Source organism: Indolivaga capnocytophagoides DSM 22835 (assembly GCF_000426485.1).
GTDB classification, from domain to species: Bacteria; Bacteroidota; Bacteroidia; order Bacteroidales; family Dysgonomonadaceae; genus Dysgonomonas_A; species Dysgonomonas_A capnocytophagoides.
Genome location: NZ_AUFL01000033.1, coordinates 1 through 5,135 on the forward strand (window position 1 = coordinate 1; position 5,135 = coordinate 5,135).

The following is a 5,135-nucleotide window of genomic DNA, read 5'->3' on the forward strand; positions in this document are numbered from 1 at the left end:
CTAAGACAAATAAAAATGATTATCGCTGATATCTATTTGTCTTTTAACGCTTTCTTCGTGCAGCGGGTACCCCGGGCTTCCGCCGAGGTCGAGAGCCTGACGGGATTATAGACCCTTTTGTAGGCTGGCGCAAGCAAAGGTGTGCGTCAGCCAAGGCGCATACAGGGGTGAAGCCGTAATCTGACCAGTGAAACGGGCATTAAAACTAAATGCTGTTTGAGCTCATAGAGCGAGTTTTATTTAGTTTCGCCCGTGAACGTAGTCAGATAGGCAGAGCCTCGCAGCGCCAAAGACCTTTTGGTTCCTTTAGGGGCTTTGGCCAAAAGGAACACAAGCAATCTATGATTGCGCGTAGTAAATAGCATAATATTAAAGAACATTTTATCAATCTAACTACTGATTGGCATCAATAAATAATTATTAGCAGCCAACTAATTATTGTTCATTGCTTATCAATAATTGATAAAAGGTTACAAAAGTGACAATAAAATCAGTTATCAGACTTCGTTCGTATTATTCTGCTGCTCCTCTTCCTTTTTTGCGGCTGATTCACGCAGCCACTTTTGATACTTTCGTTCTCTTTCCTCTTCCCATAATTGGTCGTCCAGCTCTTGCTGTAAAATACGTTCTTCGTCCTTCAGTTGCAAAAGAATTTTTTTCTCTTGATTTTCAACATCGTTTTCTTTAGATATCGCCATTTTCAGGGTCTTTTCATCGGGAGAGTATTCTTTCTTCGTAACGGTTTTCCCTGCTAAGTACAATTCCCCGTATTCATCTACCGCATATTTATAGCGGGTTGTAGTAACTGTATGTCCTTGTTCTACTCTCTGCTTGAGTATCTGACGTGCTTTTTGTGCCAATCGCTCATCTCTCTCCAAACGAGCGTTTTCGACCATCCCCTCAAAATCGGGATATTTAATTATCCACTGATAAAATGTTTTTCGGCTGATGTTGTGTATCGAGCAGATTTCTCCCAATGTATATTCATCCTGTTCTATTGCTTCTGCTATTTTCTTTCCTAATTTTTCTGTGTATTTTGCCATGATTTGAATGTGTTTTTATACATAGATAAAAATTCAGAAAACAGGAGGGGAATCAATAAGGCATAAGATCAATTAAGATCTGCGACACTCGGGTTGGAGGCGCAGTCTTGTTTTTTGTTTTGTTTTACCTCAAGGCAAAATGAAAACAAAGCCGATAGGCTGCGTTAGTAAAATAGCGGAATTTGAAGTCTTTTTTTTAGCGAGAACTGAGTAACTGTTTAAATTTACCAAACGATGTATCACAATAACGATTTATTTCTTTTTCGTTTATTTTTAGGCTCTTTTTGCCTGAATTTTTATCTTTTCTCAACTCAAACAGCCCGCTGTTATCGTATCGAAAAAATAAAAATCGTTCCAAAAATATCTCTGAAAATCCAAACGAGCTAAATTTAAACAGTTACTGATTGTTGATACTGCGCTCACAGAATTTATAAAAAGATATGAGACCTAGAAATAGGGTGGGAGTTGAAGTTGACTTTTTAATTAAATAGTTTTTCGGCTTCTCTTAAAGCATCGTCCAGACAAAAAACAACGACATTGTCGTAAGGCTCTATCTGGGTATCTCCATCAACAAGCATGGCTTCTCCGTTTCTCATCAAGCCCCCGATAGTCATATTATTAGGCAGAGAGAGAGATTTTATTTCTTTCTTAGTGATTCTTGAATTAGGGCGAGCTACAATCTCTGCTACATCTGCATTGGCAAAAGTCAAGGTTTTGACGTTTGTTACATCCGCATTAAGTAGAAAACGGTATATATTACTTACTGTGATTAGTTTTTTATTGATGATAGAACCGATATTCAGGTTTTCGGCCATGGATATGTAATCCATATTTTCGACTTCGGCTACAGTTTTTCGTACACCAAATCTTTTGGCGGCAAGGCAAGCCAGAATGTTTGCTTCCGAATTACCCGTAACAGCAATGAAGGCATCTATATTACGGATACTTTCCTGCTGCATAAATTCGGAGTTACGCCCGTCGTCCTGAAAAACGGTAACATTCTTAGGTACTTTCTCCAGCAGTTTGTAGCACTTGTCTTTGTCTACCTCCAGCAGCTTTATGTTAGTATCGCCGGGAAGGTATTGGCAGGTACGTATAGCAATACGGCTGCCACCCATTATCATGACATTCTTTACCTCAAATTTTTCTTTTCCTGTAATTGCCGGTATTTCGTCTATAAACTCATTGGTTGTCGTGAAAAAAACAATATCATCTGGCTGAACTTTGTCTTTTCCTTTGGGGATGATTGTTCGGTTGTTGCGCTTGATCGCAACTATGTGAAACTTTTTCTGAGTATTCGATATTTCATACAGATACTTATCTGCTAACTCCGAATTATCCCTGACTTTGACACCGACAAGAATAATGGAGCCGCCGAATAATTCGACCCACAACCTGACCCAAGGGCGTTTGAGTGCCGATACGATTTCTTTCGCGGCCAGCATTTCGGGATATACCATGGAATTGATTCCAAGGCTTTCGAAAAATTCTTTGTTCTTCGGCAGTAGGTATTCGAAGTTGTCGATACGTGCAAATGTCTTTTTTGCTCCCATCTTAGCGGCAAGCATACATGATGTGATGTTTACCGATTCATCGGGGGTGACGCCTATAAAAAGGTCGGCATTTTTTACTCCTACTTCGCTCAAATCTTTCAGAGAGGTTGTCGAACCTTCCATCGTCATGATCTCAAGATTTCCTTTCGATAAGTTTAATTTTTCCTTATCGGAATCCATGAGAATAACATCCTGATTTTCGCCCGAAAGTAATCGTGCCAAGTGTGTACCGACTGCGCCAGCTCCACCGATAACAACTCTCATAATACAGGTTTTAGTGCCGGTTTATTTTGTAAGACTCCCTCCAGGCGTTTGGTAATACCGGGGACATCTATTTCGCAGAGTCTATTCAATTCGGGTATAGAACCGTGGGTTATAAACTCATCAGGAATGCCTATTCTGGTTACCTCTATATCTTTATAATTCTTTTCTGAGAAATATTCAAGAACGGCCGAACCCAATCCTCCGGTAATAACACCGTTTTCGATGGTAACTACTTTCCTGAATTTAGATGCTACTTCATCCAATAGGTCTGTATCTATCGGTTTCAGAAATATAATATCATAATGAGCGATGCTGTATCCTTCTTTTTCCAATTCGGAGATAGCTGCATTAGCGGTATTACCAATAGGCCCGATGGTAATAACGGCCATATCTTTACCGTCTTTCATTTTCCGTCCTTTACCGATGGGAAGCAGTTTCATTTCGCATTCCCAGTCTTTCAGTTCGCCTTGTCCTCTCGGGTATCTAATGACAAAAGGCCCTTCGTTGCCGTATGTTGCAGTGTACATCAGATGTCTGAGGTAGTGTTCGTTATAGGGAGAGGCAATCACAAGATTAGGGATACAGCGCATATAAGCAAGGTCGAATACTCCGTGATGCGTTGGTCCGTCTTCACCGACCAGTCCGGCTCTGTCCAAACAGAATATAACATGAAGTTTTTGCAATGCTACATCGTGTATCACCTGATCGTATGCCCGTTGCATAAACGAAGAATATATGTTACAGAAAGGAATTAATCCTTCTTTCGATAATCCTCCCGAGTAAGTTACGGCATGAGCTTCTGCAATACCTACATCGAAAGATCGTTCCGGGAATTCCTTCATCATGAAGGTCATTGACGATCCGCTGGGCATAGCCGGAGTGATACCGACTATACGTTTATCTTTCTGTGCAAGTTCTACTATTGTATGCCCGAATACATTCTGATATAATTGGGGCTGGTCTTTTGCCTGCGAAATGATACGTTCTCCGGTATCTTTGTTGAATTTTCCGGGAGCATGCCATTCGGTAGCCGATTCTTCGGCAGGTTTATATCCTTTCCCTTTGATAGTATGTATATGCAGCAATTTGGGACCTTTAAGATCCTTGATGTTTTCAAGAATGCGAATCAGTCCTTTCAGGTCATGACCGTCTACAGGGCCAAAGTACCGTATATTGAGTCCCTCGAATATATTCTGTTGTTTTGTTATCAGCGATTTGAGGCTGTTGTTGAACCGGAGTATAAAGTTTTTGCCTTTCTCCGAGATCAGATTTTTTCTTTTGAACTTTTGATAAACATCATTCCTTACTTTGTTATAGGTATGTGATGTCGTCATTTTTACGAGATAATCTTTCAGACCGCCGACATTATCGTCGATAGCCATGTCATTATCATTTAAGATTATAAGCAGGTCGTTCGGTTGCGAACTGGCATTGTTCAATCCTTCATAAGCTAATCCTCCGGTTAAAGAACCGTCACCTATCACAGCTACTACATGCTTGTTTTCATTCAGCAGCCTGGAAGCCACAGCCATTCCCAGTGCAGCCGATATTGAATTAGACGCATGACCTGCCGAGAAAGTATCGTATTCGCTTTCATCCGGGTTAGGAAATCCGGCCAAACCTCCGAACTTACGGTTTGTATTGAATCTGTCTCTGCGGCCTGTCAGTATTTTGTGGCTGTACGCCTGATGTCCTACATCCCACACGATACGGTCGTAAGGAGTATTATATATATAGTGAAGGGCTACTGTAAGCTCTACTGTTCCCAAGCTGGATCCAAAGTGCCCGGGATTTTTACAAAGTTGATCTATTATAAATGTCCTTAATTCCTGGCAGAGTGTATCCAGCTGTCCTATACCGAGTTTTTTCAAATCTTTCGGGGAGTTGATTGTCTTCAGTAAAGGTATATTTATATTGGTGTTCTCTTTCTCTGACATATTTATATGTACTTGTGAATATTCTTTGATATAGTAAACGAAAAATAAAGAGCAAAATTATAAAACAAATGATTGCAAACCTATGTTTAACTTTTAAAATATGGATTTCGAAAGCTATTCTTTTGCAAATGAGTCATAAATGATATTTATAAGTAAGCTCTTGCCCTCATGATATTGTCAGGTAACTAAAAATCTATTACATTTGCATCGTTTCTGAATTTATAACGGAAAGCATGGCGCGATAGTTCAATGGATAGAATAGAAGTTTCCTAAACTTTAGATCCGGGTTCGATTCCCGGTCGTGCTACATGAGAAGTCGCTTTTATAGCGGCTTCTTT

Annotated in this window: 3 protein-coding genes and 1 tRNA gene; 1 reads left to right on the forward strand and 3 read right to left on the reverse strand. The window is 40.1% G+C overall.

The features are described from left to right. Nucleotides 1-497: 497 nt before the first annotated feature. The 3 genes from K322_RS19445 to dxs all read right to left on the reverse strand — a co-directional run bounded on the left by K322_RS19445 (nt 498) and on the right by dxs (nt 4,797). Nucleotides 498-1,043 (reverse strand): terminase small subunit-like protein, encoded by a 546-nt coding sequence (locus K322_RS19445; RefSeq protein ID WP_035332127.1) that lies wholly within the window; start codon nt 1,041-1,043, stop codon nt 498-500. 479 nt (nt 1,044-1,522) lie between these two features. Then, a complete protein-coding gene (trkA, locus tag K322_RS0113350) occupies nt 1,523-2,860 on the reverse strand; it encodes a Trk system potassium transporter TrkA (protein WP_026627328.1) in 1,338 nt (445 codons plus the stop codon). Then, a complete protein-coding gene (gene dxs / locus K322_RS0113355) occupies nt 2,857-4,797 on the reverse strand; it encodes a 1-deoxy-D-xylulose-5-phosphate synthase (RefSeq protein WP_026627329.1) in 1,941 nt (646 codons plus the stop codon). The genes trkA and dxs overlap by 4 nt, the downstream gene beginning before the upstream one ends. Nucleotides 4,798-5,032: 235 nt before the next feature. Between dxs and K322_RS0113360 the strand changes: the two genes are divergently transcribed. After that, nucleotides 5,033-5,104 (forward strand) — tRNA-Arg (locus K322_RS0113360). Nucleotides 5,105-5,135 lie beyond the last annotated feature (31 nt).